The organism is Brevundimonas sp. VNH65, from assembly GCF_049445955.1.
GTDB lineage: Bacteria > Pseudomonadota > Alphaproteobacteria > Caulobacterales > Caulobacteraceae > Brevundimonas.
Window position 1 is genome coordinate 1 of sequence record NZ_JBMSDX010000017.1, and the last position, 26,827, is coordinate 26,827.

The 26,827-nt window shown below is 62.5% G+C and carries 25 protein-coding genes and 2 tRNA genes; 12 read left to right on the forward strand and 15 right to left on the reverse strand.

The annotated features are described in order from the left end of the window. Window positions 1–527: 527 nt before the first annotated feature. From ACO2Q1_RS16895 to ACO2Q1_RS16905, 3 genes are all read right to left on the reverse strand, one after another. Window positions 528–1,586 (reverse strand): Fic family protein, encoded by a 1,059-nt coding sequence (locus ACO2Q1_RS16895; protein ID WP_423330635.1) that lies wholly within the window; start codon window positions 1,584–1,586, stop codon window positions 528–530. Window positions 1,587–1,697: 111 nt separating this feature from the next. After that, window positions 1,698–2,027 carry a DUF3768 domain-containing protein gene (locus tag ACO2Q1_RS16900; protein WP_423330636.1) on the reverse strand — a complete coding sequence of 110 codons (330 nt, stop codon included), beginning with the start codon at window positions 2,025–2,027 and terminating at the stop codon, window positions 1,698–1,700. Then, on the reverse strand, window positions 2,024–2,224 hold the full coding sequence (locus ACO2Q1_RS16905) for a hypothetical protein (RefSeq protein WP_423330637.1): 201 nt from the start codon (window positions 2,222–2,224) through the stop codon (window positions 2,024–2,026). The genes ACO2Q1_RS16900 and ACO2Q1_RS16905 overlap by 4 nt, the downstream gene beginning before the upstream one ends. Window positions 2,225–2,538: 314 nt before the next feature. Between ACO2Q1_RS16905 and ACO2Q1_RS16910 the strand changes: the two genes are divergently transcribed. The 5 genes from ACO2Q1_RS16910 to ACO2Q1_RS16930 all read left to right on the forward strand — a co-directional run bounded on the left by ACO2Q1_RS16910 (window position 2,539) and on the right by ACO2Q1_RS16930 (window position 7,394). Next, window positions 2,539–2,997 (forward strand): hypothetical protein, encoded by a 459-nt coding sequence (locus tag ACO2Q1_RS16910; protein ID WP_423330638.1) that lies wholly within the window; start codon window positions 2,539–2,541, stop codon window positions 2,995–2,997. Between the two features lie 77 nt (window positions 2,998–3,074). Further along, window positions 3,075–3,836, forward strand: coding sequence for a hypothetical protein (locus tag ACO2Q1_RS16915; RefSeq protein WP_423330639.1), 762 nt, complete (start codon window positions 3,075–3,077; stop codon window positions 3,834–3,836). Between the two features lie 58 nt (window positions 3,837–3,894). Continuing rightward, a complete protein-coding gene (locus ACO2Q1_RS16920) occupies window positions 3,895–5,352 on the forward strand; it encodes a type IV secretory system conjugative DNA transfer family protein (protein ID WP_423330640.1) in 1,458 nt (485 codons plus the stop codon). Between the two features lie 208 nt (window positions 5,353–5,560). Then, a complete protein-coding gene (locus ACO2Q1_RS16925; protein WP_423330641.1) occupies window positions 5,561–5,866 on the forward strand; it encodes a hypothetical protein in 306 nt (101 codons plus the stop codon). Next, window positions 5,853–7,394: a recombinase family protein gene (locus ACO2Q1_RS16930; RefSeq protein ID WP_423330642.1), complete on the forward strand. Its 1,542-nt coding sequence runs from the start codon at window positions 5,853–5,855 to the stop codon at window positions 7,392–7,394. The genes ACO2Q1_RS16925 and ACO2Q1_RS16930 overlap by 14 nt, the downstream gene beginning before the upstream one ends. On the opposite strand, the gene ACO2Q1_RS16935 is transcribed toward ACO2Q1_RS16930, so the two are convergent. Further along, window positions 7,365–7,441 (reverse strand) — tRNA-Arg (locus ACO2Q1_RS16935). The genes ACO2Q1_RS16930 and ACO2Q1_RS16935 overlap by 30 nt on opposite strands. Before the next feature lie 198 nt (window positions 7,442–7,639). Between ACO2Q1_RS16935 and ACO2Q1_RS16940 the strand changes: the two genes are divergently transcribed. Next, window positions 7,640–7,714, forward strand: a tRNA-Val gene (locus tag ACO2Q1_RS16940). A gap of 277 nt (window positions 7,715–7,991) precedes the next feature. Beyond that, a complete protein-coding gene (locus ACO2Q1_RS16945) occupies window positions 7,992–9,107 on the forward strand; it encodes a Fic family protein (protein WP_423330643.1) in 1,116 nt (371 codons plus the stop codon). Between the two features lie 7 nt (window positions 9,108–9,114). Here ACO2Q1_RS16945 and ACO2Q1_RS16950 read toward each other — a convergent pair whose 3' ends face one another. From ACO2Q1_RS16950 to ACO2Q1_RS16965, 4 genes are all read right to left on the reverse strand, one after another. Next, entirely contained in the window at window positions 9,115–9,474 is a 360-nt protein-coding gene (locus ACO2Q1_RS16950) for a hypothetical protein (RefSeq protein ID WP_423330644.1), read from the reverse strand. A gap of 9 nt (window positions 9,475–9,483) precedes the next feature. Continuing rightward, window positions 9,484–10,614: a site-specific integrase gene (locus tag ACO2Q1_RS16955; RefSeq protein WP_423330645.1), complete on the reverse strand. Its 1,131-nt coding sequence runs from the start codon at window positions 10,612–10,614 to the stop codon at window positions 9,484–9,486. Window positions 10,615–11,052: 438 nt separating this feature from the next. Further along, the gene (locus ACO2Q1_RS16960) at window positions 11,053–11,622 is read right to left on the reverse strand and encodes a hypothetical protein (RefSeq protein ID WP_423330646.1); all 570 of its coding nucleotides are present in this window, start codon (window positions 11,620–11,622) and stop codon (window positions 11,053–11,055) included. A 409-nt stretch (window positions 11,623–12,031) separates the two neighbouring features. Next, window positions 12,032–12,262 (reverse strand): helix-turn-helix domain-containing protein, encoded by a 231-nt coding sequence (locus ACO2Q1_RS16965; protein WP_423330654.1) that lies wholly within the window; start codon window positions 12,260–12,262, stop codon window positions 12,032–12,034. A gap of 101 nt (window positions 12,263–12,363) precedes the next feature. Between ACO2Q1_RS16965 and ACO2Q1_RS16970 the strand changes: the two genes are divergently transcribed. Next, the gene (locus ACO2Q1_RS16970) at window positions 12,364–12,849 is read left to right on the forward strand and encodes a hypothetical protein (protein ID WP_423330647.1); all 486 of its coding nucleotides are present in this window, start codon (window positions 12,364–12,366) and stop codon (window positions 12,847–12,849) included. A 514-nt stretch (window positions 12,850–13,363) separates the two neighbouring features. Here ACO2Q1_RS16970 and ACO2Q1_RS16975 read toward each other — a convergent pair. The 3 genes from ACO2Q1_RS16975 to ACO2Q1_RS16985 are packed head-to-tail and all read right to left on the reverse strand — an operon-like array spanning window position 13,364 to window position 19,000. After that, window positions 13,364–16,507 carry a type I restriction endonuclease subunit R gene (locus ACO2Q1_RS16975; protein ID WP_423330648.1) on the reverse strand — a complete coding sequence of 1,048 codons (3,144 nt, stop codon included), beginning with the start codon at window positions 16,505–16,507 and terminating at the stop codon, window positions 13,364–13,366. Further along, a complete protein-coding gene (locus ACO2Q1_RS16980; RefSeq protein ID WP_423330649.1) occupies window positions 16,504–18,351 on the reverse strand; it encodes a DUF262 domain-containing protein in 1,848 nt (615 codons plus the stop codon). The genes ACO2Q1_RS16975 and ACO2Q1_RS16980 overlap by 4 nt, the downstream gene beginning before the upstream one ends. Window positions 18,352–18,373: 22 nt before the next feature. Next, a complete protein-coding gene (locus ACO2Q1_RS16985) occupies window positions 18,374–19,000 on the reverse strand; it encodes an NYN domain-containing protein (RefSeq protein ID WP_423330650.1) in 627 nt (208 codons plus the stop codon). 236 nt (window positions 19,001–19,236) lie between these two features. Between ACO2Q1_RS16985 and ACO2Q1_RS16990 the strand changes: the two genes are divergently transcribed. Then, window positions 19,237–19,431 carry a hypothetical protein gene (locus tag ACO2Q1_RS16990; RefSeq protein WP_092307147.1) on the forward strand — a complete coding sequence of 65 codons (195 nt, stop codon included), beginning with the start codon at window positions 19,237–19,239 and terminating at the stop codon, window positions 19,429–19,431. A 24-nt stretch (window positions 19,432–19,455) separates the two neighbouring features. Here ACO2Q1_RS16990 and ACO2Q1_RS16995 read toward each other — a convergent pair whose 3' ends face one another. Next, window positions 19,456–20,712, reverse strand: coding sequence for a hypothetical protein (locus ACO2Q1_RS16995; protein WP_409732903.1), 1,257 nt, complete (start codon window positions 20,710–20,712; stop codon window positions 19,456–19,458). A gap of 471 nt (window positions 20,713–21,183) precedes the next feature. On the opposite strand from ACO2Q1_RS16995, the gene ACO2Q1_RS17000 reads away from it, so the two are divergent. Beyond that, window positions 21,184–21,474 (forward strand): hypothetical protein, encoded by a 291-nt coding sequence (locus ACO2Q1_RS17000; RefSeq protein WP_092307151.1) that lies wholly within the window; start codon window positions 21,184–21,186, stop codon window positions 21,472–21,474. 437 nt (window positions 21,475–21,911) lie between these two features. On the opposite strand, the gene ACO2Q1_RS17005 is transcribed toward ACO2Q1_RS17000, so the two are convergent. Then, window positions 21,912–22,487 carry a DUF4142 domain-containing protein gene (locus tag ACO2Q1_RS17005; RefSeq protein WP_092307155.1) on the reverse strand — a complete coding sequence of 192 codons (576 nt, stop codon included), beginning with the start codon at window positions 22,485–22,487 and terminating at the stop codon, window positions 21,912–21,914. Between the two features lie 105 nt (window positions 22,488–22,592). Here ACO2Q1_RS17005 and ACO2Q1_RS17010 point away from each other — a divergent pair, with 105 nt between their 5' ends. After that, entirely contained in the window at window positions 22,593–23,234 is a 642-nt protein-coding gene (locus ACO2Q1_RS17010) for a hypothetical protein (protein ID WP_423330651.1), read from the forward strand. An 858-nt stretch (window positions 23,235–24,092) separates the two neighbouring features. Here ACO2Q1_RS17010 and ACO2Q1_RS17015 read toward each other — a convergent pair. Beyond that, the gene (locus tag ACO2Q1_RS17015) at window positions 24,093–24,674 is read right to left on the reverse strand and encodes a hypothetical protein (protein WP_423330652.1); all 582 of its coding nucleotides are present in this window, start codon (window positions 24,672–24,674) and stop codon (window positions 24,093–24,095) included. Window positions 24,675–24,691: 17 nt separating this feature from the next. Further along, window positions 24,692–25,894, reverse strand: a complete 1,203-nt coding sequence (locus ACO2Q1_RS17020) for a patatin-like phospholipase family protein (protein WP_423330653.1) — start codon at window positions 25,892–25,894, stop codon at window positions 24,692–24,694. An 84-nt stretch (window positions 25,895–25,978) separates the two neighbouring features. On the opposite strand from ACO2Q1_RS17020, the gene ACO2Q1_RS17025 reads away from it, so the two are divergent. After that, the gene (locus tag ACO2Q1_RS17025) at window positions 25,979–26,662 is read left to right on the forward strand and encodes a TetR/AcrR family transcriptional regulator (protein ID WP_177221781.1); all 684 of its coding nucleotides are present in this window, start codon (window positions 25,979–25,981) and stop codon (window positions 26,660–26,662) included. The last annotated feature ends 165 nt before the right edge of the window (window positions 26,663–26,827 follow it).

Below are 26,827 nucleotides of genomic sequence, written 5' to 3' on the forward strand. Positions count from 1 at the left end.
CCGGCCTCCTGCTCCCGCAGGATCCCGATGATCTGCTCTTCCGTGAACCGTGACCGCTTCATTCTGTCCGTCCTTTCGAGGGGCGGACTCTAGCTATTCCTGGAGGAGTTTCAGGGGGTCACGTCAACGGGCGTGAGCGCCTGATCGAGGGTCGAGGGGAGCAGACTTCCCATCGTCGTGGTGCAGGGCGCGAAAGCCCTGCCGGCATCCAATCCGCGAAGGGTTGGCGTGAGGTCCAGCAGTCGCACGGCTGGTCATGGGGTGTCGGGGAGCTCGAAGGTTCCCCGACTGGTGATGCACCGGCCAAACGGTGCTGCGGTCCTGAGAAGAACCCCTGAGCTTCCGGGATGTCCCGGATCTGCGACGAGGTTCATTCGAAGGGCCGCCCGGCCGGGGGGATGCAACGGGGGCACGCAGTGGGCCCCCTTGCCAAGATAGGCGTGGTAGTACCACGCACATCTTGCGGATCGAGTTAGCAAAGCCAAACGCGGATTTTGGGAAGGTCGCCGGGATCGTGAAGCAGGACTCTAACGAACGGCGTACCAGGTAGCCCGCGCCTTGCCATGCTGGCTGATGCGCCCGGCCTGGACAAGCTCACGCAGGCGGACCTTGAGTGTGTTCCGGTTGGCGTTGGTGATCTCCGCCAACTGCGCGATGGTCAGCCGCTCCTGTGATCGGAGGGCCTTGAGCACCTGAAGCGACAGGTCAGGCAGATCGGTTTCGTCCCCTGCTGCGACACGCTCCCTCTCCAGCCGGACTGCGAGCGCGTCCTTCTGTTTCTTCACGCAGCGCAGGAAGAAGCCGACCCACGGCTGCCAGTCGGGCGTGTCGGATTTCAGGGTCGTCTGAGTGCGGCGCAGGGCCTTGTAGTAGAGGTCCTTGTTCTCCTCGATGACGCGCTCCAGCGAGGCGTAGGGGACATAGGCATAGCCTGCCCGCAGCAGGAGCAGCGTGGTCAGGACGCGCGACAGCCGCCCGTTGCCGTCCTGGAACGGGTGGATGGCGAGGAACGTCACCACGAACACGGCGACGATGAGGAGCGGGTGAAGCGCCTCCTCGTCGATCGCCTTGCGCGCCCAGGCGACCAGTTCTTCCATTTCGCGCGGCGTGTCGAACGGCGTGGTCGTTTCGAACACGACGCCGATCTCGTTGCCGTCCGCGTCGAAGGCGACGACGTTGTTGGAGAGGGTCTTGTACGAGCCGCGATGACGCTCGTCCTTGGTACTGTGTCGAAGCAGCGTCTGGTGAAGCTGGCGAATGTGGTTCTCGGTGAGGCGCATGTCGCCGAAAGCCTCGAATACTAGGTCCATCGCCTCGGCGTACCCAGCGACCTCCTGTTCATCACGCGTCTTGAACGACTTGATGGAGAGCGCCTGAGAGAGAAGGTCTTCTACCTCGGCATCACTCAGCTTCGCGCCTTCGATGCGGGTGCTCGACCCGATGCTTTCGATGGTCGCGACCTTGCGCAACGCGCTCAGCCGATCAGGCGAGAGCGTTTTGAGAGCTTCCCACTTCCCCTTGAACTCGTCGATTTCGGCGATGAGTTTTACGAGGTCGGGACCGAGTGTAAGATGGGGCTCCCTCATTATCGGGTCGCCCGGATATCCGATTCCATACCCGATAATACCCGATTTTACCCGATACTGCACGAGAGATTTGCGGCAGTCGTCAGGCCCGGCTCGTGCCGGGCCTGTAGCTCAGTACTCCTCCGCCAGCATGATCGTCATGACGCGGGTGGTCTGGCCGGGGTCAGCAGGATTTTCTGATCCTGCCGTCAGGCTGCGATCATAGTAGTCGATCTTCCAGAAGACCTTCGTGCCATCGATCTCGAAGCTGCCGAAGTCGTGCTCGTCATAAGGATCGTTGTCCCTGGTGAAGGCGGAGTAGGCCTGAACCCTTTCGACCGTTTCGGACTCGAAGGTTTGGCCTCGGGCGCGAACGCCTCCGGTGATTATCACTCGGCCCCCGATGAAGGTGGAGCGGAACCAGTCGTTGAACTGGCGGATGCGGGTCGTGTCAGAGGTCATTGCTGACCTCCTTCGCGGGGACGGATTTCCCGCATGACGATCCGGCCATTGATCGGGGTGGCAGCCATCTGAAACGTGAAACCGCGACCATCGCGGTTGGGCCAGGCGGCTCCGATCTCAGTCCATCGGCTGTTTTCGCCATTACCGCGCACGCTGTAGAGGCGGTGGCTCGGCGGGGTTTGGATAAGTGCAGTCATTTTCGTGCTCCTTTGTCAGAAGGCCGCGACCGTCGCTGGCCTCATGGGGCGACCCGGAGCGCGCCCAAGGGAGCGGTTTCAAACGCCCTCGCCCGGAACGGGGGCGGAGCTGCACAAGCTGAGACTTGTCGAAGCGCGGAAGCGAGCCGCGTTGAAAGCGCGACGGGCGCGATCAGACCCCATGACCTGAGGCCTGCGATTGTCCGCCTTCACGAACGAGCACGAGAATTCCAACTTTCCCCCACGCCCGGAGCCACGTCTGATTACGTGCACCCTAGGGAGAACAATTGGCACTGCATTGAACGGAGATTGCGATGCAAACGGAGATGCCACTCTGGGATTTTCTGCTCGACCTTTGGTCGTTAAGGCTAAGGCCGACCAGCTTTGCGCAAGGCGGTGGCTACTTCGCCGTAATGCCTACAGCGAAGGAAGTTTCAGAACCGAGCGAGATGGTCAGGCTAGCCAATGTCCTGGCTGGACTAGAACTCGCCAGGCGTGCACTTCCGGATTGGATCGCGGCACAGATCTACTTTTTCGACGGCAAGCTGCGCTGCTCAGAAACAGGCCGCATCTTCGACCCTGAGGAGCTCGATCTCGAGAACGCGCTCACGGAGGATGAGAGCCATCGCTGGTTCTCAGACTTCCTGAAGTTTGCGAGACAGCCGCCGGCTCAGCGAGCACAAGCTCGCGTCGCTGAACGCCTGAGGCTTATCCACGTCGCGGTGGCGATACATGAAGGAGAGTTGTCTGATCCTCGGCAGCTCTGGAGGTAGCGGATTCCCCCAACGGAGGGCTGACCATCGCCGACGCTCCACGCTCGCGCCCGCTCGCGCGAGACAGGAGCAGACAAGTGACCTACGAAATCGACTACACAGGCACACAACCAAGGCAAACGGGCGGGCCGCCAGGCCCGCCCGTATCCTTGCCGCCAATCCAGACTTTTCATCCGGAGCCACGCTTCCGCGTGCCCGGTGTCCTGAAGACCGGCGCGACGCTCGTCGTGGCTGCGGGCATCTTCTTTGGTGTCGAGACATTCGCCCCCTACCAGTACAAGCCCTCAACGCTCGTGGGATCGTATGACGCCCGCATCGAAGCGGAGGTAAAGGCGGCTCAGCTCCAGCAGCAGGCCGCCTATGACGACTGGCTGGAGGAAGTCCGGCTGGTCAATGCACAGAACCTGGAGAGCTATCGCGCATCTAATCAGGCGGCGCTCGGCTACTATCAGGCGAGCTACGATCGAGCCCGCGTTTACGCCGAAGCGACGGCTCGAATGCAGGGCGATCTGGCCAATGCGCAGATCCGCCTGGCGAGTCAGACGCGCGGCGGTGAGCGAGGTCTGGCAAACGCTTCTCGTACGCTGGGGCAGGTCATCAATCTGTTCGCGCCCGGCTCGGGCGATGCCGCGATCCAATATGGCAACGACCTCGCCGACATGCTCACCAACGATCTAAACCGTGCGGCGCAAAGCGGCGCACCCATCTCGATCGAGGGCTGGGACGCCAATCTCCCGCCGCCAAATACGGTTCAGGCGGAGCTTTCCAGAATCGTGCCCCTGCCGCTGCCCGAGCCGCCGCGCCTTAGCGACGACAGGCCAATGGTCCCGGAGCAGTAGAGTGTCTCGCGGGCATTTCATGGGCTCGCTTCAGGGCCTGATGGAGCTCCATGCAAGAATGGAGCAGCAGGCCTACACGGAAGCGTCCCGCAGGCGGGCAGAAGTCCGCCAGCGGGAGATGCTTCAGGCCAAGGCATCCGACACCTACGGGAATGGCCGACGCGGCACCCCGCCGGATGCTGAAGCGTCAGACCTTTTCGATCCGAGCGGTTTGTATATCGGCGCACTGGCCGGGCGGCTGCTCTTCTTCAACGGCGACGGGCATCTTCTCACCTACGCCCGTACCGGCGCGGGCAAAGGCCGCGACCTGATCCTTCCCAACCTCGCGCATATCCGAGGCCGAAGCCTCGTTGTTGTCGATGTGAAGGATGGGGAAAACGCCTTCGCCTCGCGCGAGCATCGCGAAGGCGAGGTGGGAGACGCTTGTGTCTATCTCAATCCGTTCGGCCTTCAGGGGCTGCCGAACACCCGCATCAACCCTCTTCAGGTGCTCGTCGATGTCGTCCAGCGCGGCGAGCATATCGATACCCAGGCGGATGAAATCGCGCAGGTGCTCATCCCGCCCGATCCGAAAGATCGAAGCGGTGGCTGGGTTCGTCGCGGCGCTCTCCGGCTGCTGGCGACCCGAATGGAGTACCTCGCGCATTTCGATCCGGATCAATGCACGCTGTCAGGCCTATGGCGTTTCGTGAACGCCTTTGGGCTTTCATCGAGCCTGGGGCTGATGATGGAGTGCGGGATCGAGAGCATCGAGCGGAAAGCCGGTGCTCTGCTCATGACGCTCCAGGAGGCACCGAAACAATTCGAGGCCTACAAAGCGGAGGTAATCGAGGCGCTCGCCGCCTTCGAACCGGGCAAGACTCTCGCCGCATCAACAGACATGCACGAGCTGGATTTTGGGAACCTGAAGCAGCGACCGCACACGGTCTACCTCATCGCCCCGAGTTCGAAGCTCGAAGCGATCGCCCCCTGGATCAGCCTTGTCGTGAATTACGCGGTCGAAGCGATCGCCGCCTCGCGTGGCGCGATACGCACGACATTCCTTCTCGACGAGTTTCCGCAGCTGCCGCCTGCGCCTGCCGTGATGAAGGCGCTTCGCCTCTACAGAGGTAAGGGCATTCAGCTCTGGTTCTTCGCGCAGGGGCGTTTTTCCCTAGAAGGTCGGTGGTCACGGGAAGCTGTGAAAGAGTTTGAGGATCAGGCCTCAATCCTGAGCTTCATCGCTGTCGAAGAGCCTGAGCTGCTTCGGGACATCGAGAAGTGGTCCGGGAACAAGACCGTACTGCTGCGCGGCGTCAACCATAGCGGCGGGGTGGTGGAGTCCGCTGGCGCGAACCTTGGCGAGGGGCGACGTGCAGTCCTTCAAAGTGAGGACATTCGGGCAATCGGCGCTGGACGACAGATAATCAAGGTGGCTGGCTGTCCTTACCTCTTCGACTGCGACCGGCCTCCTTTTTACGCAGTCCTGCCGTGGGCCAAGCAAATAAAGGACGTGAGAAGCCTGCACTCGACTTAATAGTGTTTGACGTTATTTGATTTCTGTGAGTAGATTGCCATATAATATAAATATAGATGATTGAGTATTGCTTTTTTACAACGACGATATTTAAAGCACGATTTCAGTCGAGGGCGGGGAACGTTTCCCCCAATGGGCTAAAGATAGAAAGCTAGCCTCTCACGCTAACGAAAGCGTGCGTCGCCCGTAAGGGCGAAGAGAGGATTGCTTGCTGGAGATCACTCCAACAGACATGCAGCGTTACCGGGCACTGGTGAGCTCGATCGGCGTCTCCGATGACGCCAAAGACGAGGTTATCCGGATCGTCGGCTCGATGATGCAGGACTTTGTCGATAGGGCTTTTGGGGAGCATCCAGCACAGCAAATCAGTGGACATCAGCCTCGAAAAGTTTCCCTAGAGTCAACCGGCTATGCTAGGCTGGCATTCAGTCAATCAGAACAAATGAATGAGGCGGAGACAGGCTTTCAAGGGAGCCGAACCCGCCAGGGCAGCATAGCAGATGGCGAGAACTGAGCATCGGAAGGCGGTGATATACTGCCGCGTAAGTGACACGAAGCAGACCACGCGGGGCAACGGCCTGGACTCTCAGGAGACTCGTTGCCGCGAATACGCGAAGTATCGCGGCCATGAAGTCATTCAGGTCTTTAAGGATGACGCGTCCGGTGGCGAGGCTAGGCGGCCCGGCATGATTGCGATGCTTGCCTTCCTGAAGGCGAGGAAATCGGATCAGGTCGTCATCATCATCGATGACATTTCCCGCCTCGCCCGTGGGGTGGAGGCGCATCTGCGGCTTAGGGCCGACATTGCCTCGGTCGGCGCTACTCTGGAATCGCCGTCGATCGAGTTCGGCGAAGACTCTGACAGTCAGCTCGTGGAGAATCTGCTCGCCGCCGTCTCGCAGCACCAACGCCAAAAGAATGGCGAGCAAACCAAGAACCGAATGAGGGCGCGGGCCCTGAATGGTTTCTGGGTCTATCAGGCTCCCGTGGGACTACGCTTTGAGAGAGCGAAGGGTGGCGGCAAGATCCTGGTACATGACGAACCTCTGGCCTCTGTGGTCCGGGAGGTCCTCGAAGGCTTCGCTAGCCGGAGATTCTGCTCTCAGGCGGAAGTGAAGCGCTATCTAGAGCGCCACCCGCAATGGTCTTCGTGCCGCCCCGGCTACGTGAAGATCGACCTCGTATTCAGCCTTCTCACCAATCCGCTTTATGCTGGATATCTGGAGCTGCCGAGTTGGGAGGTTTCCTTCCGCAAGGCGCAGCACGAAGGGCTGATCTCGCTGGAAACATTCCAGCGCAATCAGGACCTGCTTAGCCAACGCACCCGAATGGCTACCCGGAGCGACCTGAACGAGGATTTCCCTCTGCGCGGCTGGGTTAAGTGCATCGGGTGCGGCGAGCCCCTCACCGCCAACTGGTCGAAGGGCTCTCATAAGAGTTACCCATATTATCTCTGCCGCCAGCAAGGCTGCGCTCTGAACGGCAAATCGATCGCTCGTGCGAAGATCGAAGAGGAATTCGAAGCGCTGCTTCGGAGCGTCACGCCGTCAGCCGAACTGATTTCGCTCGCCACAACGATGCTGACCGATCTCTGGGACAAGCGGATCGAGCGCGGCAAACTTGAGCGGACGAGCCTCAAGCGAGAGATCAAGTCCATCGACGACAAGATCGCCCAGCTGCTGGACAGGGTAGTCGAAGCGGAAAGCCGCACTGTGATCGCGGCCTATGAAGGACGCATCGCCGATCTGGAAAAGCAGAAGCTCGTCCTTGACGAGAAACTGGCTTCCTGCGGCAAGCCGATCAGAGGCTATAACGATACTTTTCGAACGGCCATTGAATTTCTCTCAAGCCCTTGGAAACTATGGGCTTCTGACAGACTAGAGGACAAGAGAGCTGTTCTAAAACTGACCTTCGCGGACCAACTTGAGTATGACAGGGGCGAAGGGTTTCGAACGCCAAATGTGACCTTACCTTTCAAGGCCTTAGGTCATTTTTCCGATGAAAGTGGAGAATGGCGCACCCGAAGAGATTCGAACTCCTGACCCTCAGATTCGTAGTCTGATGCTCTATCCAGCTGAGCTACGGGTGCGCCGGGCCTCGGTGAGGCGAGGGCGGCTATCTAGCGGGTGAGGCCGCGCGGCGCAAGCGCCTTCGACGCCGCTTTTTCATTTCCCGTGGTCGGCCGGGGCCGGCGTCGACGCCACGAGAATTGCCCTTGCGGCCGCGACACCGACCGGGCTATAGAGCGCGCCTTCCCGTTCCGGACCCGTTTCGGAACCGTCAAGGCGGACGCGTAGCTCAGCGGGAGAGCACTACGTTGACATCGTAGGGGTCACAGGTTCAATCCCTGTCGCGTCCACCATTTTTTTCAAAGACTTAGAGCCTATCAGCGCACCCTTCGGGGTCGCTCGCCCATGATTGGCCCATGGAACGCTAATTCTGGTGAATCCTAGCCCGGCAGCCGCCCGGCCATGACGCGCATGCCAGCGCTGCCCACATACCCGATTATACCCGATTTCACCTTATCCGATCGCCATGGTCGGCCGGTTGCGGTGAATAATTCCCTTAATCGCCGCAAATCATGCGGCGATTGCGTATGCGGCGATTAGCGACTATTTTCACCGCAAGGAGTGCGGCGAATGGTCGACTACATCCACGATCTTGAGGCTTGGCCCGCTTTCACCTGGAAGGTGGATGCGCTCGCCGATCGACTAGCCGCCGTCCGCCATCGCCAGGGTCGTCTGCTCGGCCGCATGCAGGGCATGGGCTTCGACCTCCGGGCCGAGGCCGTGCTGGAGACCCTGACCGAGGACGTGCTCAAGTCCAGCGAGATCGAGGGCGAAATCCTGGACAAGGACCAGGTCCGCTCGTCCATCGCCCGTCGCCTGGGCATGGACATCGGCGCTCTGACGCCGGCCGATCGCAACGTCGAGGGCGTCGTCGAGATGATGCTGGACGCCACCCAGCGCTATCAGGAGCCCCTGACCCGCGAACGCATGTTCGACTGGCACGCCGCCCTGTTCCCGACCGGCCGAAGCGGCATGACCCGGATCGTCGTCGGCGCGTGGCGCCCCGAGGCCTCGGGGCCGATGCAGGTCGTGTCCGGCCCCATCGGGCGCGAGCGTGTCCACTATGAAGCGCCCGCCTTCGATCGGCTCGACGCCGAGATGGACGCCTTCATCGCCTGGTTCAACGCGGCGCCGACGACCGACCCGGTCATCAAGGCCGCCGTCGCCCACCTGTGGTTCGTGACCATCCACCCCTTCGACGACGGCAACGGCCGTATCGCCCGCGCCATCGCCGACATGGCCCTGGCCCGCTCCGACGACAGCAGCCAGCGCTTCTACAGCATGTCGGCCCAGATCAGGCTGGAGCGGGCGGACTACTATGCGATCCTGGAGCGCACCCAGAAGGGCGACCTCGACATCACCGCCTGGCTGGACTGGTTCCTGACCTGCCTCGACCGCGCCTTCGACGGGGCCGAGGCCACCCTGGGCGCCGTCCTGCTCAAGGCCCGCTTCTGGGAAGGCCTCGCCGGCCAGACTCTGAGCGAGCGCCAGACCAAGGTCGTCAACCGCCTGCTCGACGGCTTCGAGGGCAAGCTGACCACCTCGAAGTGGGCCGCCATGACCAAGGCCTCCACCGACACCGCCCTGCGCGACATCACCGACTTGGTGGAGCGCGGCGTGCTGGCCAAGGACGAGGGCGGCGGGCGGAGCACGAGTTACTCGCTGGTGACGCCAGCGGAGGGGTAGCCGCGCTTCAATTCAGCGCCCCGTCCGGCCCCGGATTGGCATAGGCCGCCAGCACTCCGACGCAGGCTTCGGCATTCGCCTGGTCCTCCAGTTCGACGCCGATCGCCGCCGCCCAACCCGTTCCGCCGGGCTCTGGGTAGCAGTGCTTAAGGACCACTTCCTCAACCGGGTCCGCGTCCAGGAAAGCGCACAGGTCGGCAGCGACCTGATCGGCGATCCATTGCGCCTGACCTGAATCGACGCAGTGCTTGATCTTGAGCACCGCGAATACGCCGTTGCCGTCCTGCGCGGGCTGAACGCCGACGGCGACCAGTTGGCCATTGGGGGTGAACACGGCTTGGCGAAGGTGGTCAGCGAGGCGAGGCAAGGCCAGGTTCTATTGCTTGGGGCCACGCCGACTGAAGGCGTTACGAGCGTTCTCCATGTGGTCGGGGCAATGATGTCCGTAGCGCCGCTCGATCAACTTAGAACTGGTCGAAGAGAAGCCGGCGACCTCCCAAATCGCCACTCCCTTTTGCAGCATCCAGGTGATCGCGGTGTGCTTCAGCGTATGGGGCGTGATGTCGTCTCCGAGCATCGCCCTAACTCGAGCCGCCTCGAACCCCGTCTTCTGCCGCTGGATCAGCTTGCCGGCGTATTCGCAGGGGCCGATCACCGTCAGCCGACGCCACCGACGAAGGTGGGGAAGCAGCCGCTTCGGGATCGGACAGGGGTTGCGGCGCTTGCGGGTCTGCCGCTCTTCGGTGCCGCGCCGATAGATGCGTTGCTCCTTCAGATCGACCGACCCCGAGGTCGGATTTCGGTCCCACCGCAGGCCGAGGATCGCGGCGTGCCGCGTTGCCGAATAAAGCCCCAGGATGATGAAGCGCGCCACGTGATACTGGGGTGCCGCCACGCGCTCATAGCCCGTAACGCGGCCGTGCTCGTCGAACCCGGTGGGTTTGAACCCTAAGGCGCCCCGGATGAGCCGCGCCGCCTCGTCACGAGTCAGCCAACGCGCCTCCTGTTCGTCACCCTCCGGTTTCCACACAGGGATTGGCCGGTCCAATTTTCCGGCCTTCCAAGTCGCGTTCAAAGCGGCCGACAACGTCTCAAGTTCGCGCTTGGCAGTGCTCTCCTTGACGGCCATATGCCCCAGGGTGCCGGTGGTTCTCGCCGTCACGTAGGCGCGGCAGGTGTCCTCGTTGATCTGGTGGCAGGTCATCTCCCCAAAGTAGTCGGCCAACCACATGATGTGGGTTGGTTCGGGACCCTTGTGATCGTCGGGCAGCCGCTGGTCGTAGTAGATCAGACAGTCAGCGACGGCGACCTTTCGAGGGTCGCCGTCGCTGAAGTCCGGCTGGTGCTTGGCGGCTAGGTAGGCCGCGAGCGCTTCCTCCGCCTCTCGCTGACGATCAGGGCCGCAGCCCGTGCTGACTTCAAATCCCTGGTCGAGGATGACGTAGACGGCCGGGCGGCCCGTGCGGCGTCGGAGGAGGAGGCGTGGGGGTTTGCGGGGTGGCGGCACCGTTCTCTCATTTCGGCGATGTAGGCGAGGGTCGTCATGCGCGTGCGACCGACCGTTTCGACCGTCAGCAGACCGCGATCTGCTTGGGCGCGCAGGATTGAGCCGGTGATGGACCCATCGGGGAAGGCAAACTTCGCCGCGTTGGGCAGCGACAGCGGCGTTTGCGGGGTGATCCAAGATGGGCAGGGATACAGATCGACGCCGGGCGGCGTCGGCTCCTCGTCCGGATCGGAATTCCAATTCTCGTCCGTCATGCGACGGCTCCGACTAGAGGACCCGCCGGGAACATCCCGGTGGGGTAGGCATGGCCGGCTCCGCCAGAGTGATCTGGCGGGGCCTGGGTCCTCCTTAGTCGTCCCGGATCGTATACCCGATCCGAAAGCCAATTTCAACCTCCAACAGGCGTTAACAGTTTGTTCTGTAAAGGATAGTTCTGCATTAGCGCTTCCAGTCGGCGCGGATGAAGGCCTTCTCCAGGAAGCGTGCGACTTCGCTCCAGACTTCGCCAGCGCGTCCGTCCAGGGACGCCGCTTTGGCGCGGACCTCGGCCAGCAATTGTTCGCGGCGCACATACTCGGCCAGCCGCTCGTATTCGATCTGGCGCTGACCGTCGGCCGTCTGGGCACGGCGCTCGATGTCCTCCAGCGACAGGTTGCCCTTCAGTCGGTTGGCGTAGTCGCTCAGGACACGGATGTTGCCGATCACATAGCCCTCGTCCGGTCGGATGCGGTCCAGCGAGGGCGACTGGGGCGAACGCGTCCCGCTGGTGCGGATTGGTCCGCCGAGCGCCGGGCAGATGTCGGGGATGACGATGGCGTCCTTGGGCAGAGCGAACGGCAGGTCGAGGCGGCGCGCGCGTTTGCGCGCGCGGTCCAACATCTCGCGATCCGGAGCGTTGGCGCGACGCTCCTTATAGTAGGCGCGCATGTAGGCGGCGTTGCAGGCGCGGCAGGTCGAGCGGTGCAGGGTCGATCCGTGGATCGGGCATTGCGGCTTGGGGTTCAGCATGGTCAACTCTCCAGACATACAAAAACGCCCCGACTAATTCGTAGTTGGGCTTAAGAGTCAAATTAGGTCTTGAGTTCACGCCTCCTAGATGATGACCACCCCACAGGCGCCCAGCTCCGAGCTGCGCGTGGCCTGCTGAATCTGTCGGTCAAAGCGGTGGCGGAAAAAACAGGCCTGGTGGTCAACACCATCAAGCGGGCTGAGGGAGTAACCGGCCTCGCACCGACGACCCGGGCCAATGCTCGGCTCCTAATCCGCTACTTCACAGACGGCGGTGTCGTGTTCGTCCCTCCGGACGAGACAGCCGGCCCGGGCGTAAGGCTCGCGTTGGGTGCGGAAGTCACCAATTCACGCCGGCGCAAGAAGGAGCCGGAGGGTTGACGTGACGCGGCTTCGTTAGCGTGACAGCTTAATCCTGATCTTCTTCAAGCGGCGCCGGATCAAACAGGCTCCCAGGCTCCACCCCCAAGGTTTCGGCCAGCTTCACCAGAAACAGCAGTGACGGATTCTCTTCGCCCCGTTCGAGGCCGGCGAGGTAGCGCATCGACATGCTCGCCTCGTGGGCCAAGGCCTCCTGGCTGAGGCCTTTCGCCTTGCGAAGACGCCTGATGTTCGCGCCGACTCGATCCTCCCACCGCATGCACGGATGGGGCGCGAGCAAGCAAAATGGCTCCAGGAACTATTCTGCCTAACTTTTTGGAAAGCCGGATAGGCAAAATAGCACCTACAGAGGAGACGCCGATGGGCAGGATGTTGATGATGGCGGTTGCGTTCATCCTGATCGCCGGAACGGCGATCTACATGATGCCCCCTCCCGACCCAGCGGCTGTCGAAGCGGCCTATCTGGAGCGGGCGGCGCAGCGTGACGATGCCGAACAGGCGCGACTGGCCGAGGTGGCGGCCAGCGGCATGACGCCCCTCGACAAGGCGCTCGCCCATGCGGCGGCCCTGGACCCGATCAATCGGTCGCAGGCTGAAGGCGAACTTTCAAACGCTGTGACAGCGTCGATCGAGGCCAATCGTTTGGCCCGGGAGAACTACCCCCAGACCGATGCCGACATCGCCCACTTCCAGCGCGTTTATGAGCCGCAACGGCGAGCCGCACGACGCCAATGGGAAGGGGCTATGCAGAGACTCTACGGCCCCACCTGGTCGGCCTACCACGAGGCCCAGGGGCGGCAGTTGGCCCGGGCGGGCGGGCGCCGCCTTGGGTATCCCGTCGATTGACCTGGTGGCCCAATCCATCCGGTGGCCAAGGGATTGCCTCCGGATAAGATGACTCACGGAGAGTCATGTTTGCCGGCGCCAAGACCCGAAGATGCGCGCGTGAGTCATCTTCTGTGGCGGTTGCGAAATCCAATCAGAGCCGAGGTTTGCGGGTCGCTGGAGCTAAGATGACTCACCCAGGTCACGATACCCCTCACCTGTGACTCGGGGGCGGGTGTGCCGAAACGACACGGATTTGAGTCATGCAAAAGTGTCAAACGTGACTCACCCCATCCCGGCCGAGTCACGCAAAAGAGTCAAACGTGACTCGGATTTGTTGAAGGGATTCAGCGGGTTGGAGGCCGCGCGCGATTGAGTCACGATACACATCAACGGTGACTCAAATCGCATTTCCGCCATGCGGTTGATTTCATGCGGAAATTTGAAACAAGCAGACCGAAGGTCCGCCCGGGGGCGGGGCTGGGGGTTTCACCCCCGCCCCCGGGCGGGTGGCGGCGCGCGGTTTTGGGGCCGTTTAGGCCGCCTCTCGCAGGAGGGTTTCCGCCTGCGCCAGCACGGTCTGAACGGCCAGGTCCGACAGGTCCGGCGGATAGCCAAACTCGCGCAGGATGCGCTTCACCAACCGGCGCATGTTGGCCCGCGCGCTCTCGCGGTGGTGCCAGTCGACGGTGACGTTGCTGCGCAGGTCCGCGACGAGCCGCGCCGCGATGATCCGGAGTTGATCACTACCCAGCACCTCGACCGCACGCTCGTGTTCGGCAAGGGCGTCGTAGAAGGCCAACTCCTCTGGCGACAGGCCGTTCTCCTCGCCGCGAGCATGGGCAGCCTTGAGGTCCTTGGCCAAGCCGATCAGCTCCTGGATCATCTCCAGGGCCGAGATCGCTCCGGCGTGATAGCGCGCCACCGCGTCCTCAAGCCGCTGCGAGAAGGCCCGGCTCTCGACGACGTTGGTCCGCTCGCGGCCCTTGATCTCGCCGGCCAAAAGTTTCTTGAGCGCCTCCAGCGCCAAGTTCTTCTTCTCCATCCCGGCCACCTCCAACAGGAACTCGTCCGACAGGATGGAGATGTCGGGCGACTGCATTCCGGCCGCCTGGAGGATGTCGACGATCTCGGCGGACGCGACGGCCCGGTCGATCAACTGCTGCACCGCAAGCTGCTTGTCCGCCGCACTCAGCTTGCCGGTCGCCGTGCTCTTGACCATGCAGGCGCGGATCGCCTGGAAGAAGCCGATCTCGTCCTTGATTTCGCGGGCGGGGTCGCTCGCCGCCGCCAGGGCGTAGGCCTTGCCTAACTCCAGCACGAGGTCCTGGAAGCGCCGATGGGCGCGCTTTTTGTCTTCCGGCGTCTTGGCCTTCGCGGCTTCCGCCTCGCCCCACTTCAGGGCCCAGTCGTAGGCGCCCGCGAGACACCTCAGACGCTCCTGCGGGGATCCCGAAATGCCGGGCTGGTAGTCGAAGCCGTGGAAGATTTCGCGGATGCTCTCATACCTCTCCAGAAGCGCCGCGACGGCCGCCTCCTCGTCGATCCCAGTCTTGTCCCGGTCCGATTGAGTGTATTGGCCCAGCGCCGCCTTCAGGTTCTGGGCGATGCCGATATAGTCAACCACCAGGCCGCCGGGCTTGTCCCGGAACACCCGGTTCACCCGCGCGATGGCCTGCATCAAGCCATGCCCGCGCATCGGCTTGTCGACATACATCGTCGTCATGCATGGAGCGTCGAAGCCGGTCAGCCACATGTCCCGGACGATGACCAGCTTCAGGGGATCGTTCGGGTCGCGCGCTCGCTTCGCCAGTTCGTCGCGGCGCTTTTTGTTTCCGATGTGCTTCTGCCAGCCGATCGGATCGGAGGCCGCCCCGGTCATGACGATCTTGACGGCGCCTTCGGTATCATTGTCCGAGTGCCAGGCCGGCCTCAGGGCGACGATCTCGTCATACAGATCGACGCAGATGCGCCGGCTCATGCACACCGCCATGGCCTTGCCGGCCATCGCCTCGGTGCGCGCCTCCAGGTGTTCCACCAGGTCGGCAGCGATCTGCTTCAGGCGGACGCGGGAGCCGACCAGGGCCTCGACGGTCGACCACCGGGCCTTGGCCTTCTCAGCCTCGGTTAGGGTTTCGTCCTCGACCAGCGCTTCAATCTCAGCGTCGATCCTGGGCTTCTCGTCCTCATCCAATTCGATGCGCGCCAGTCGGCTCTCGTAATAGATCGGAACGGTCGCCCCGTCCTCGACCGCGCGGCTGATGTCGTAGATGTCGATGTATTCGCCGAACACCGCCGGGGTGTTCACATCGCCCGCCTCGATCGGCGTTCCGGTGAAGCCGATAAAAGAGGCGTTCGGCAGTGCCTGTCGCACATAGTGAGCATAACCATAGCGCCGCTCGCCGGTGTCGCGGTTCAGCTTGGCGTCGAAGCCGTATTGGCTTCGGTGGGCCTCGTCGGCCATGACGATGACGTTGCGCCGATCCGTCAGCTCGGGGAACTGCTCCTCGCCTTTCTCAGGCGCGAACTTCTGAAGGGTGGTGAAGATCACGCCGCCGGAATTACGGGCCAAAAGGCGCTTCAGGTCGTCTCGGCTGTCCGCCTGCTCGGGCGTCTGGCGGATCAGGTCCTGGCACAGGCCGAAGGTCGAGAAGAGCTGGTCGTCCAGGTCGTTGCGATCGGTGAGGATAACAAGCGTCGGATTCTCCAGCTCCGGCGCCTTGACGGTCAGGCCGGCGAAGAAGGCCATCAGCAGGCTCTTGCCCGAGCCCTGCGTATGCCAGACCACGCCGATCTTGCGGTCGCCGCTGGGTCGGGTCGCGTCCACCGCTTCGGCGATCGCCTTTCGCGCGCCGTGGAACTGGTGGTAGCCGCCGATGATCTTGAACGGCCCCTTGTCGCCGTCACTGAAGACCGTGAAGTCACGGATCAGGGCCAGAAACCGCTCGCGGTCGAATACGCCGCGCAGGAGAGTGTCCAGTTCGGGCGAGCCCTTGTGGGTGAAATCGTTGTCGTCGCCGGTGATTGTCCGCCACGGCATGAACCGTTCGGAGTCTGCCGTAAGCGATCCGATTCGGGCTTCCATGCCGTCCGAGGCGACCAACACCGCATTGGTCCTGAACAGGCTGGGGATCTGGGCCTTGTAGGTCTGGAGCTGATTGAAGGCCCCCGTCAGGGTCGCGTTTTCGTCGCCGGGGTTCTTCAGCTCCAGCACCGCCAGCGGCAGGCCGTTGACGAACAGCACCACGTCCGGCCGACGGTTCTGCCCCGCCTCGACCACCGTCAACTGGTTCACGACGGCCCAGTCGTTCGCGCCCGGATCGGCGAAGTCGATCAGCCATAGCTTGTCCGACACGATGGCGCCGGCGTCGTTGCGATACTGGACCGATACGCCCTCGGTCAGCATGCGATGGATGCGCCGGTTCTCTTCGACGAGCGACCCGGTCTCGGCCGTCAGTAACTGCCGAATCGCCTCAGTCCGAGCCGCCTCGGGCGCGTGCGGGTTCAACTTGGCCAGCGCCGCGTCCAGGCGCGGCAACAGCACGACCTCCGAGAACGCCTGACGCATCGGCGCTGGACCATCCGGCGCGATACTGACGCCGTGAAAATGAAACCAGCCGAGATCCTTCAGGATCTCGATCCCAGCCTCCTCGACAATGTCCTCCTTAAAGCCGCTCATCCTGCGGGCTCGGCGACCGCCTTCGCTGGCGGAGCAGGAACGTCGAAGACGGTCTGCGCCAGCGAGGTCAGGAACGCCTGCCGTTCTTCGACCGCGCCGACATTCCATTCGGGCCAGCATTTCAACGACTGGACTGTTGCGGTGATCTTGTCCGCGACGCCCACCTGCGGGGTCACCGTGTCAGCCTGGCATTTGGTCAGCAAGAATTTCGACTGCCCATAGGCCGTGATCTTGCCGGAATACCGGCCATTGGAGATGGCGCGGTTGATGGACTTTTCGATCAGCAACAGATTGCCAAGGCTCTGGATCACTTCCTGATCGTCGGCGTGATCGCCGAATTCTTCCCTGGCCTCGACCTCGGCCTTGTCGGCGAGGATGTGCTCGATGTCGTTGCCGCCCGCCGTGTAGTCTGCCAGCCGGCTCCGGGACTCGCTTGGGCCGTAGGCGGTCAGGTCGATGTGTTGGGTCAGCTTGGCGAGCAGATAACGCAGGCGGAAGGCGCGAACATTTCGGGTGCTCAGACCCATCAGCGCCAGATCGAACGCCTTCGAAAGACCGACGCGCTCCGCCGTCAGGTGCGTGTTCAAGAACATCTCGAAGGTGTCACCGTCACTCGCCTTGATGCCGCGCAGCACATGGGCCGCCTCAATGATGCGCCGCTCATATTCCTTGCCGGGGGTGCCGGTGATGAGCCAGGCGAACATGGTCTTCTCGACCTCGTCGGCCAACCGCGTGAACTGCGAGGACGACAGATGTCGCCCCGCCATCAGCAGAATGAAGTGCTGCTTGATCGACTTGCCGCCGGCGAGCTGGGTGTTCTGAATGCCGGCCTCCGGTTCGCCAGCGACGTTGAGCCCTCTGGCAAAGTTCCCGTAGGCCTTGGCCGCCTCCAAAAGTCGGGAGGCGAACACCAGTGGTTCGCGTTCGTGGCCGGTCGCTGCCGCGTTCTTTTGAAACCAGTCGTAGATCGCGTCCTCGCGCAGCTTGCCGTCTAGGTCATAGGTCGCGAGGAGGTAGTAGCGCAGGAACCGCAGCGGTTTCTCGCCGGCCTGATAGATGGCGTCGGTCAGGGCCTTCCAGCTGGTCTTCAGCTTGGCGAACTGATCGCCCTTGGCGTGCATGAACAGCAGGTTTTTCAGCAGGTCCATGGCGTCCAGACCGACGCCCCGATCATTGATCGTCTCGAAGATCTTCAACGCCATGGCGAGTGTCGGCGTCTCGATCCGGATGATCTTCACCTTGTTGGTCAGGTAGCCGTAGAAGCGCCTGATCTGATCGGGATTGTCCTCCAGCGTGGTCCGCAGGAACTCCCGCACAGTCAGATAGGCGTTGCCGATGTTGCGGATTGATCGCGTGCCGTCGCGCTTGGCCTCGGCGGCATCGCCGCGCGCATAGATCTCCAGCACATCACCGGCGTCTTCGTATTGCAGGTCGAGTCGGAGGCGATCCTTGGAGTTGCCCTGCCAGTCGACATCGCTCGCGGCGATCTGGGACTTCAGCTCGTCGGGAACGGTCGCGCCCAAGTCTTTGAGCGCGTCGCGAATGGCGCAAAGGGTGATGAAGGCGGTCGTCGTGCGCTGCTGCCCGTCGATCAGGTCGAAGACGCCGTCTTCGCCCCGGCACACCACGATGGTGCCGATGAAATACTCTGGCGCGTCCTGGCTGGTGGCGTTCTCATATTCGGCGTGGATGTCGTTCAGAAACTGATCGACCTCTTCGCCGCCCTCGCCCTTGGGATTGGTCTCGCCCCACACATATTCCCGCTGGTAGTCCGGGACCCGGTAGAAGTCCTGGAGCAGGGTCTTCAGGCTCTTGTCCTGCGGGTCGATCTTCTTGTTGGTCATAGGCCGTCCCCCCGGTCTTTGCTTACCAGCGAACCGGCTTCTGAAATACGCCGGCGCTGTCCGTCAGCTGAGCCGGGAACTGTGCGGCGGCGAGCGCGCCACTACGAATGGGCTTTATGAAATGCGCCAGCGGCTGAAGCGCCCGGCTGACGTTCTGCTGCGGGTTCAGGATACCGACGCCCTTCTTGAATCTGTTGCGCACCAAGGCCATCGGTTCTTTCAGGTCGCTGTCATTGCTGACGACGACCGCCATGTCGAAGGCGTCATCGAACGCATCCATGAGAAGGTGGGTGGCCAGGTTGACGTCCGACCCCTTCTCTTCGGTCTTGATGACCTGCACGCCTCGATAGCGACCGGCAGTCCAGGCCACCGCATCCGGCATCGTCACCTCGTGGGTCAGGAAGTGGCCCAGGTGGACGGTGATCTCCGGAACCGTCGCGAGTGCGCGCAGATAGGTTTGCTGCCTGACCGCCTGGTCGGGATCGTTCGGGCGGGCGCTGATCCGGGCTGTGAAATACCGGACGTGCTCAACCTGGTTTCGAGGCAGAAGGGCGCTGCACAGGGCAAAGGGGTCCAGCCACTTGTGCGGCGTCCCCTTCAGGCATCCATAATACAGATTGAAGCCGTCGATATAGACGCGAGTCCTCATCGCGACGCCTCATAAAGCAGCGGCGGCCCCGAGGAGCCGCCGCGCACCTTGGCCCCGAAGCGCCAAGGGAGATATGGGCGTGTATATGCGGCTGAATCGTTGAAAGTCAATGAAGGCGCTTCGGGGGCACTGACACAGTTTGAAATTCAGGCCCCTCCGCCGCTGGGCCAGCCGTAGCAAGAATCTTGCGACCGACATGACGGAGGCAACACCGCCTCTGTCTTCGGAGCACGGCAATGACAGGCCAAGACTACAAGATCGTCGTTCATAAGGGCGAGCGCACCATCACGATCGTCGTCGATCCCGATGTCGCGAACGACCGCTTCATCGGCCTCGTCGATGGTGTCGAGGTCGCCATCGCAGAAGACCCGTCCAAGGTCATGGCGATGCTGCTGTCGGAGTGGGGCAGACCATTAACGGCGCGTCGGTGACGACGCGCCGTTCGTCTGCCGCCTCTAGTGCTTCAGGTTGCTGCCGCCCTTGCCGCGTCCAGTGTCGAGGCGGTGATACGCGCCAAGGCAGATTTTGCAGACATCCACGTCGTCGGGCATGAAGTCGTAGGCGAGGTTCTGAGCGGCGTCGAAAGTTTCGCACTGGAATTTGTGAGAGTCGCCCCTCTTGCTCTGCCGGCCAGGGGTGTCGCGCAGATGCACGCAGGCGGTCAGGTGAATCTTGGCGTATTTCTGGTGCAGGCTGACCATGACGGTGTATTCGCCCGCCTGCTCGTCGCGGGGGGCTTTCAGGCGGATGATGTTCTCGTCATCAACGTGGCGGGCGGCCTCCAACTGACCGGCACGCCGGGCTGCCTTCTGAGCCGCCGCCCTTTCATCGACGAGGTCCATGAAGTTCTCCCAGGTCCAGCGGTCGTCATCGATGCCGGCCTCCATCGCCGGCGTCGTCTTGATCGTCATGTGGATGCGCTGGAAGTTGTAGTGATAGATGTAGAGCGCGAGCGCCCGCTTGAGATTGATCAGCGTTTTCGAGTGGAGCGCCGACTTGCGCGCGAACCGCCCAAGGTTCTGGCGCAGCTTCTGGAAGAAGCTTTCGATGTGATTGGTTGTGATCCAGTCCTCATCCGGGGTGCCGCTGCGAACGACGGGCGGGTGCATTTCACGCTTGGGACGCTTCTTGGGCCGGTAAGGCATTTTCACGCCGGTGTATTCCTCAACGACCAGTTGCTGCTCGTTGTCGTCCTGCTTTTTCACCGTCGCATAATCGATGTCGTCGCCGAACTCCGACCCGACCGCCTCGAAGTAGGCGCGGTGCGAGTCGGTCGTCAATTGGATGCGGCCAGCGCACCGCGCCTTCAGGTCGGCGATGAAAATCTTTGCGTCCGCGTTACCTCGACCGCCGACATGCCAGGCGACGATCAGCTTGCTGACGGGGTCGATAGCCATCCAAATCCAGAAGACGCCCTGCCCCTTGGGCGCGCGCATCTGGTTCTTCAACAGGGTCAGGCCCCGGATGCCGACAAAGGCGAACATCTCGTCGGCCTCGACATACCTGACAGGGAGATCACGCATCTTCTGGTCGAGGAAGTCGATGGCGGTATCGCCCGCGTCAGCAAGCAGCTTCAGGACCGTCACCTGGCTCGGGCGGCCAGACTGCCCCGTGTTACCGTCTTTGGTCCGCGCCAGCGCGTTGATGCCTTGGCGTTCCATCATATCCCGGAGGATCGCGGACCTCTTGCTGGTGCTGAGTTGGTTGACCATCGACAAGCGTATGCGTCAGGAGCCAAAAGCAGGTCAACGCTTGTCGATACGAGAAAACGAGAAATCTCGTAATATGTTGCTTTGGGGCAACGCTGTTATTTCCGTGTGCATCGATTAAAGTCGTCCTTAGGCTTCGTTCGGATAACCTACGGAAAATAATTAGAACTTCGAGGCTTAGGTCCTCCAGTGTCAAGATTTTTGACAGGATGTGTCAATAATCGCGACGTATAGACCTCAGTGGTGTCAACCACCGTGACATCATATTTGTTGAGATCGCGACAATCCGCCACATGAACAAAACAGCAACTTCGGAAAGTTGCTCGAACTGATCTTTAACCCACCCAGCCGATGGCGACGATTGGGGGGGCTTGACCAATACGACTATTCGACTAGGTTCAAAATATGGAAACGAGGATTGCGGTAGAGTCTCTTTCGGCACTGGGTCACGAGCCCAGGCTGGAGGTCTTTAAAATGCTGATCGACGCGGAGCCCGGCGGGATGAAGCCGACCGCAATGCTGGAGAAACTGAACAGTTCGACGCCGAACGCCAAGCTGCCGGCGAGCAGCCTGTCGTCGCATTTGTCGGTCCTCAAGAAAGCGCACCTGATAACAAGCGACCGGATCAGCCGTGAGATTCTCTACCGAGCCAACATGGCTCATGTGCAGAACCTGCTCTTGTTCCTAGTCGCCGACTGTTGTGGCGGCCAGAGGCACGTCTATGAACCCATGATCGCCAAGCTTTTCACCAAGCCACCGCCTTAGAAGACGAAATCATGGCTACCCGGACGCTGGCGGCCTTGGCTTCGGCCCGCGGGAAGACGATGGACCTAGCGGAACACAAGTCGGGAACGTTCGACAAACGCTGTTCGAACACATCCCAGCCGAAGGCTCAAGGAGGTTCCGTGAACTCCGGATGGGGATCAGGGGATCAAGCCAGGGCGCGTCCTATAATTGCACGATCATCGGCGCAGAGGCTCTCATCCCAGGAACGTCAAGGAGACCCCTCACTACCTGCACTTCATTCTGACGAAGAAGCAGCCGGATGAAACGCCTCACACCCTCCGCGCGGGTCGCCACCGACACGGTGACGCCGCCTTCGGAAATTCTGCTACCCTGGCCCCCCTCAGCCTCCGACACCGTCAGGTGGACACGTTCGGACGCGTGCGCCCGCACCCCTTTCACCCCGATCATCGACTTTTTCAGGCGCCCAGGGGCCGCAGCTTGTCACCCCCGAGGCGGCGGACTTGGTCTAGATGGTTTTGGGCCGAGAGGCTGGCTGCCTGGGCATGAGACTTCAGACGCGGATCGTCGGCGTGAAGCGAGAAAGTGGTGTGCAGCAGAGAGGAGTCGAGCAGCACGGTGATTTGCTGCGTCAACCAGAGCCGGTCACGCTCCCGCGGAGCGGCGGCTTCGAGATCGGCGACATAGGCGGCATGTGGGGCCGACAGGTGCGAGGGAGCCGCTGCCCCGCCGAGATCCGCCAGAAAGGTTGACTGAATCGCCAGCAACTGGACGTGTCGTGTCTCCAGACGGGTGGCCAGAGCCTTGATCTGAGGGTCCGGGGATCGGGCCTTGATCGCCTTTGCCGCCGCGAGGACATACAGGTCGTCGTAGCAGGCGGCGACAAGATATCCCTCGGGCGAATTGACGTCCCTGATCTCCGGGTCATTGGTGGCCGCCATTGGCGCCTCCAGAGGAACCGCTTCGACCGGTTCCGGAGCCCGTTTCTCCTGCTCGCAGGCCCCGACGCCCACCATAGCGCAAGCCATCAGCATCGTAATTTTCCGCACAGATTAGCCCACCACAAAGTGCCTTCAAGACGAAGACCCGAAAAAGCGCCTTCAAGACGAAGACCCGAAATGGAACGCTCGGGTACCCTGATGAGTTTCGTCAATGCCCTTGTCCGGGTGTCCTTCTCCCCGGCGCAGCGCGGTCGTCGGCCGCGCTGCGCTTCCCCTGCCGCGTCAGTTGTCTGGTTGAGGATCATCATGCTGCGAAAATCAATAGCAGCCCTTCTACTCGTCGCCCCGCTGGCGGCATGCAATGGCGGTATGTCCATTGACCGCGGGACACAGACGTTCAGGGCGGGGGTCGGCGACGCCGCAGCGACCCCGCTCGAAGATCTCAATGTGCGCCGAGACGCGATTCCTGCCGTTCTGACCGAAGCCTTCGCCCATCCCTATAACCTTGAAGGCCTCAGCGGGTGCCGACGGATATCGGCGGAGGTCTCACGCCTGGACGAGGCGCTGGGACCCGATCTTGACGATCCTGACCGGGCGAGCGTCGAGCGAACCGAAGACATCGCCGCCGGCGCGGCGCTGGACGTCGTAAGAGACACGGTGACGGATTTCATTCCCATGCGCAGCTGGGTGCGCCGTCTGTCGGGCGCGGAACAGCACAGCCGCCGGGTCCGGCAATCCATTGAGGCGGGCTTGGTGCGCCGATCTTTCCTCAAAGGCGTCGGCTTGCAAAGAAGCTGCCGTCCGCCCGCCGCGCCGCTAGGCGTTCGCCCCCTGCGCTAGGCTCGTGTCAACCCGCCAGTCGTTTGGGGCGCCTGGCCGAAGACGGTGCTGTTTCCTCTGGTCCGCATCCAACAGTTCCAGAAATCGGTCCGCCGCGGTGCCCGCCTCTTTTGACGCGTCGCAAGTCTCGTCGGCGTCGAACAAGCCGGCGAGCATGCGCACTTGGGTCCCCGCCACTGTCAGGGCGCGGAACTCGGCGGCGGCCTCGTCCGGACGGGCATTTCAGGCGCCCTGCTTTCATCTCCCGCACGAGAAAGTCTCTGAGGCTGGACGAGCACTCTTGCGAGATTTCAGCGCAGATCGCATTCGCCCGAGTGATGTCTTCAGGCAAAACCCGTTCCATGGCTCGAAGCGCACGGTGGTACCGAACGGTGCGCATTTGCCTCAAGGCGGATTCTGCATAGGCGGCCAAGGCGGTTCGAGTGTCCGGTTGGCCCGGGACCTGCTCAAACGGTTCCAGAGCGCCGCCCGGCACGAGTCGAGAACCGCAAGCTTCAGGCCCTGCGCCCCACCGAACTGATTGTGCACGGTCTGGCGCGATACGCCGGCCCTGCTGGCGATCGCGGCCAAGGACGGCCTCGCGCTACCCGCAACATCAATCGCCGCCTCAAGAATGGCGTTCTGCTTGTCCCGGTCGATCGCTCCGCGGTGTCAACTCATCTTCCATCCCGTCGATCAGCCGACCTCGCGAGGGTCCAGGCGCTCCAAGAGATCCGCTCGCATGCCAAAGGCGTGGACACAACCCGAGCCCCAAGTTGACGCCCCTCTTCGGCCTTCGTCAACTCAGGCGGGCCAACGTCTTGAACGTCCGGAGTCGCCACGGCGGAGTTGAAGAACCCGGGCAGCCATCCCCCTCCGTTAGCGAAAGCGGTAGGTCATCACCAGGCCGGCGGTATCGATCCCCTGGTTGCGTCCATCTCCCAGGACCTGTCCATGAGACAGATGCACCCACTGCACACCGATGCTGACGTCCCTTGAGACTTCCCAGTTGAGACCCAGGGCGCTGCGAAAGAGATCTCGTGAGCCCAGCAGAAGCCGGGACCGCGCCTCCACCGGATCGTCCGTATCCAGCACCCCGTCATGAACGGCGTAACCGAACTGAAACTCGCCGCTGACCCGGTCCGAGACGGCGCGGCGCCAGGAAAGCCCAACCGAAGCGAAATTCGTGTCGCCGTCGCTGTTCAGCGATCCGCTTATGTAGGCCCGGGGCCGGCCAACCGCATCGAGGACGGTGATGGGACGGCTCAGCAGCGCCATCTCAAGGTTTGCTCCGCCTTCGCGATCATCGGACCCCGGGTGAAGAACATCGTGCTGCATGACGGCGACCCGGATTTCGCGGGTGTCTTCCTGCGACCGGACCTCGCCTGCAAAGCCCAAGGCGGCCAGGCAGCCGATCGCCGCCGCCGACGGAACCCGTCGGGAATCTCTTCTCGTCTGCATGATCATGTTCCGTTGGGCTACCGGGCGTCGGGAGCCGGTTCGGCGGCCGGTTCAGCGTCCTGCGGGGAGGGCGGCTCAACCACTTCGGCATCCAGGGGGACCCAGCCACTGCCGCTCACGGCCCGGCGGCGCCCCTCTTCGAAGAGGGCTTTCATGGCGTCCTGATCAAAATCGAGGGCGGAAGCCTCAACCTCCTGCGGGATGGCGGCCACGCTGATGCGCATGCCGTTGCGGCGTGCGAACGCGCCTTGAGCCGCAAGGCTGGTTCGCAGAAGCGACTGGGTCATGCTCTGGTAGGATCGGGCGAAGACAGACGGCAGACTCCCGCGGGTCTGACGCCGACTGAGCCCCAGCTTTCCGTTGACGATGATGAAGAGTTCGCTGCCACGCCAGCCGGGCAGAGTTTCGCCGCTGAGGATCATGCCTTCTGGAACCCCGAGGAAGGGCGTGTTCACCCCGCCGTCAACGTGCAGCTCCTGCTGCACCGTCCCCGATTCGGTCACCCCCGCAATCAGGACCGGAGGGAAGACGCCCGGAATGCTGGCTGAGGCGAGCAGAACCTGACGGAACAGGCGAAGCGCGTTCTCGTCCCCGGCCTCGGCCAGAAGCCCCATGTCCCAGATCACGGTCTCGCCTGAATCCAGATTGGTCGTGGCGACGAGAAGCCTGCGTCCCTCTCGAGTCGCTTGCGCGATTTCCGTCAGCAGCGCTGGCGTGACGTGCTCTTCAACGAGCGCTTCCAGCGTTCGGGGACTGAACAGGCCGGGGGACAGAAATGCGGCGAAGCTTCGCCAGCTCAACAATCCCTCTGTATGGCCTTCGGAATAGGCTGCGGCGAGTTCGTCGTCCCAGTCCGAACCGAGGAAGGCGTAGGGTGCGGCGAGCGCGCCCGTACTCACGCCTGTAACGATGTCGAACTCGGGCCGGTCGCCGCGCTGGCTCCAGCCGACCAGCATGCCAGCGCCATAGGCCCCGTTTGCTCCACCTCCCGAGAGGGCGAGGATGGAGCGTCGCTGATCGCCGCGAGTGAGCCGTCTGCGGAAATCCTCGGCGATGCGGTCCAGGCGGGCTTGATCGTTAGGCGAAATCCTCGGGTCTTGCGTTGCGACCAGGCCGCGCTCCAGCTCGTGAAGCGCAATTTTCGGAGCACGGTCGACGGTCGCGCATGCACTGAGGATCAGAAGGCTGGATGCGATCAGGGCGATCCGGATCTGCTTCATACATCGTTCTCCAGTCGCGGTAATGCGCCGTACCGTTACCCTCGGAAACTCGCTCAACGAACTTGAGTTCCTTAAGGTATGAGGATGACTCGCCCTGTCCCACCCACGTCTCAGGCCGCACTCGATCGTGATCGAAAGGTTGGGCGTCCCACGCCCGAGGCGGCTGAGCTTATCGACCCGGACCTGCTGGCGGCGACATGGCGGATTTTCGTCGAACGCGGATACTCAAGGACCACCATCGAGGCGGTCGCCCGGCAGGCCCGCATGAGCAAGCGCACGATCTATCAACGGTATAGTTCCAAGGACCAGCTCGTTGAGGCCGCGATCCGAGCGGCGCTGGAACGCTGGCGTTCGCATGTTCGGGAAACCTTGACCAATACGGGTCCCGGCGCGGAGGACTGGCTGGACGAGTTCGTCGGTCGGTGCCTCGGAATCCTGGTCGCGTCGGAAGGGCGCGCCCTGATGGGGTTTCTGCTCACGGAAGATGAGACCTTCCAACCCGTTCGCGATACCGTTTTCGCGGCCGTCCGGCAAAGCATAGGGGTCTTCTCGGCGCTTTTGGCGCAGAGGGCCTCTGGCCTGTCGGCGGAGCTTGCGGAGGACGTCTCGCTCGCCGTGCTCGACGTGATGATCGGCTTCGCGACACGGCTCAACGCCCTGCAGCCCCAACTCGCGCACGAGGAGATCAGGGCGCGGGGTCCGCGGTTCACGGCCGTCGTGCGCTTCCTCGTGGAGGTTCGGGGCGGAGCGATTCCCAAGGCCGATTGAAACCGTCAGGCGGCGCCGCTCTTCCGCTGCGGCCCCGCATCGTCCGGCAGAATCGGTTCGAGCGCGAAGCCGGCCTCGATATCCCCTTCGGCCTCCATGGCGGTGGGAGGCGCCGCAGAAGGCTTTCGGTTCGTCTGCAGGGCGCGGTGAAGAATGTAGGTGGGC

Bases quoted from the DNA above. Each gene is read 5' to 3' on its own strand.
- ACO2Q1_RS16895 (WP_423330635.1), bottom strand. From the start codon at position 1,586: ATGAGGGAGCCCCATCTTACACTCGGTCCCGACCTCGTAAAACTCATC.
- ACO2Q1_RS17025 (WP_177221781.1), top strand. From the start codon at position 25,979: ATGACTCGCCCTGTCCCACCCACGTCTCAGGCCGCACTCGATCGTGAT.
- ACO2Q1_RS17015 (WP_423330652.1), bottom strand. From the start codon at position 24,674: ATGCAGACGAGAAGAGATTCCCGACGGGTTCCGTCGGCGGCGGCGATC.
- ACO2Q1_RS16980 (WP_423330649.1), bottom strand. From the start codon at position 18,351: ATGACCAACAAGAAGATCGACCCGCAGGACAAGAGCCTGAAGACCCTG.
- ACO2Q1_RS16930 (WP_423330642.1), top strand. From the start codon at position 5,853: ATGGCGAGAACTGAGCATCGGAAGGCGGTGATATACTGCCGCGTAAGT.
- ACO2Q1_RS16990 (WP_092307147.1), top strand. From the start codon at position 19,237: ATGACAGGCCAAGACTACAAGATCGTCGTTCATAAGGGCGAGCGCACC.
- ACO2Q1_RS17005 (WP_092307155.1), bottom strand. From the start codon at position 22,487: ATGCTGATGGCTTGCGCTATGGTGGGCGTCGGGGCCTGCGAGCAGGAG.
- ACO2Q1_RS17000 (WP_092307151.1), top strand. From the start codon at position 21,184: ATGCTGATCGACGCGGAGCCCGGCGGGATGAAGCCGACCGCAATGCTG.
- ACO2Q1_RS16900 (WP_423330636.1), bottom strand. From the start codon at position 2,027: ATGACCTCTGACACGACCCGCATCCGCCAGTTCAACGACTGGTTCCGC.
- ACO2Q1_RS16965 (WP_423330654.1), bottom strand. From the start codon at position 12,262: ATGCGGTGGGAGGATCGAGTCGGCGCGAACATCAGGCGTCTTCGCAAG.
- ACO2Q1_RS16920 (WP_423330640.1), top strand. From the start codon at position 3,895: ATGGAGCAGCAGGCCTACACGGAAGCGTCCCGCAGGCGGGCAGAAGTC.
- ACO2Q1_RS16975 (WP_423330648.1), bottom strand. From the start codon at position 16,507: ATGAGCGGCTTTAAGGAGGACATTGTCGAGGAGGCTGGGATCGAGATC.
- ACO2Q1_RS17010 (WP_423330651.1), top strand. From the start codon at position 22,593: ATGAGTTTCGTCAATGCCCTTGTCCGGGTGTCCTTCTCCCCGGCGCAG.
- ACO2Q1_RS16970 (WP_423330647.1), top strand. From the start codon at position 12,364: ATGGGCAGGATGTTGATGATGGCGGTTGCGTTCATCCTGATCGCCGGA.
- ACO2Q1_RS16910 (WP_423330638.1), top strand. From the start codon at position 2,539: ATGCAAACGGAGATGCCACTCTGGGATTTTCTGCTCGACCTTTGGTCG.
- ACO2Q1_RS16905 (WP_423330637.1), bottom strand. From the start codon at position 2,224: ATGACTGCACTTATCCAAACCCCGCCGAGCCACCGCCTCTACAGCGTG.
- ACO2Q1_RS16960 (WP_423330646.1), bottom strand. From the start codon at position 11,622: ATGCTGAACCCCAAGCCGCAATGCCCGATCCACGGATCGACCCTGCAC.
- ACO2Q1_RS16985 (WP_423330650.1), bottom strand. From the start codon at position 19,000: ATGAGGACTCGCGTCTATATCGACGGCTTCAATCTGTATTATGGATGC.
- ACO2Q1_RS17020 (WP_423330653.1), bottom strand. From the start codon at position 25,894: ATGAAGCAGATCCGGATCGCCCTGATCGCATCCAGCCTTCTGATCCTC.
- ACO2Q1_RS16995 (WP_409732903.1), bottom strand. From the start codon at position 20,712: ATGGTCAACCAACTCAGCACCAGCAAGAGGTCCGCGATCCTCCGGGAT.
- ACO2Q1_RS16945 (WP_423330643.1), top strand. From the start codon at position 7,992: ATGGTCGACTACATCCACGATCTTGAGGCTTGGCCCGCTTTCACCTGG.